The following is a 1,042-nucleotide window of genomic DNA, read 5'->3' as shown; positions in this document are numbered from 1 at the left end:
TCTCTCCAAATTTATGTTATTTAATCATGACTCTCATCATTCTCTAACATTTAGCCAGTAAAATCAATTTTATTGATGGATATATTGTTAAGAAGTGAAGATTGCAGATTTTGATGTAAAATGAATCAAGTCCTTGCCGCTCTGTGGAGTAAGTTTGCAAGCCGTCCGCGCTTAGTAGGAGCTCTTTTTAGACGTTCATCAATTGCACTGTGATTGAGACCAGCACTCCAATACAGATACTCAAAATCTAGACTACTAGTTTGCTTTCCACAGTTCTCTCCGAGGTCTGATATGGCAAAGCCTTTGTTGACTTTATCATGGCCATGCCTCAATATACATATTAGGTGGAGGCGGACGGTGACATGTATCATACGAAGTCTCAAGCCTCAACCAAATCTCTCACTTATCCCTTCCATCTACATAACTAGCACCTTTATTGCCAATATTAACTATCACCTTTTTATATACCTTAGCTTTTCATTTCTACCTCCTTGCTTTGTTATAAATCATATCTCCCATCATTCCACAGCGCTTGAAATACAGTCCTCACTAGCAACGATTGTGCTGCCTCGTACAACATGCTCCTACACTCCATAGGGCCCATCTTCGATATATTCCCATGCCTATTTACCTCACCAGACGCATACTGCCTTGGTGTTAACCCCATATATGCACCAATAGTCTCAGAACTCCCAAACCTACTCGGGTCATCTATACTAGACTTATATGTAATCGCTGCAATCTTCCCAACTCCCGTAACTGTCATTAACAACTTACAATCCTCATCCTCTTTAGCATACTCCTCTATTAGATTATTGATTCCTTCCAAAGACTCTTCTACTATACCCAAACTATTTAGCATCCCATTGATGCTTGCTATAACAGGATTGGAAAGTCCTGCTTAATTTTATACCATAAATCTTTAGCAGACCCCTAATCGTTACAATTATCTGCTGCCTACTGCCCACTAATTGCCTTCTGCTACCTATCATAACCTTTAGCTCGCAACTATCCTCGCTCTTTATTTGAACATTCTTATAGC

Annotated in this window: 2 protein-coding genes; both read right to left on the bottom strand. The window is 39.6% G+C overall.

Annotation, left to right across the window (positions count from 1 at the left end):
- Positions 1-499: 499 nt before the first annotated feature.
- Positions 500-862, bottom strand: coding sequence for a transposase (locus tag EDM53_RS04670; protein ID WP_130122502.1), 363 nt, complete (start codon positions 860-862; stop codon positions 500-502).
- Positions 852-1,042: hypothetical protein (locus tag EDM53_RS06225; protein WP_458693814.1), on the bottom strand; the 191-nt coding region annotated here is incomplete at its 5' end. The genes EDM53_RS06225 and EDM53_RS04670, both read right to left, overlap by 11 nt.

The organism is Rickettsiales endosymbiont of Peranema trichophorum (genome assembly GCF_004210275.1).
In the GTDB taxonomy this organism is placed as follows: Bacteria; Pseudomonadota; Alphaproteobacteria; order Rickettsiales; family Midichloriaceae; genus RICK02.
The sequence above is the reverse complement of the archived record's forward strand: the minus strand, read 5'-3'. Positions and strand labels throughout refer to the sequence as shown.